The 564-nt window shown below is 72.3% G+C and carries 1 protein-coding gene; it reads left to right on the top strand.

Features of this window, described 5'->3' with window-relative positions; all coding sequences use genetic code 11:
• Positions 1 to 303 precede the first annotated feature (303 nt).
• Positions 304 to 564: c-type cytochrome biogenesis protein CcmI (gene ccmI / locus FV230_RS29130; protein ID WP_147844818.1), on the top strand; the 261-nt coding region annotated here is incomplete at its 3' end.

Genomic DNA, 564 nt, shown 5'->3' with positions numbered 1-564 from the left:
GGCGAGGTCGGCGACGATCGAGAGGCCGAGGCCGGAGCCGGGCTTCGATTCGTCCATCCGCCCCCCGCCCCGTTGCCCTCGTCCCGTCGCCCTTGCCCTGTTTGCTCTCGTCCCGTCCGCCCTTGTCATCGCGAAAAACTTGCGTGACACCGTGACGCCGAGGGCGGGCATCGTGCCGCCCGTGCCCGCTCTCTACCATCGGCGGCACGGCCATTCGGCTCCAGCGGGGGCCGTCTTATCAATCGAAGGGATGGAGCGGCCGCGGCCTCGCCTTGCGCGAACCGGGACCGCTTCGAAGGTGCGATGACGGCGATCTGGTTCATTCTGGCGGGCATGACCGCCGCGGCCGTCCTGGCCCTGCTCTGGCCGATGTCGCGCCGCGTCGCCATCGTCCCCGATGCGGCCGGCACCGTCACCGAGACGGCGTTCTACGAGGACCAGCTCGCCGAGATCGAGCGCGACCTCGATCGTGGGCTGATCGCCCCGGCGGAGGCGGAATCCGCTCGCACCGAGGCCGCCCGCCGGCTCCTGCGCGCGAGCCGCGCGCCGGGCCCCGGAGAGGCG

It is taken from the genome of Methylobacterium sp. WL6 (assembly GCF_008040095.1).
Lineage (GTDB): Bacteria > Pseudomonadota > Alphaproteobacteria > Rhizobiales > Beijerinckiaceae > Methylobacterium.
This window is presented reverse-complemented; position numbering and strand designations above follow the sequence as displayed.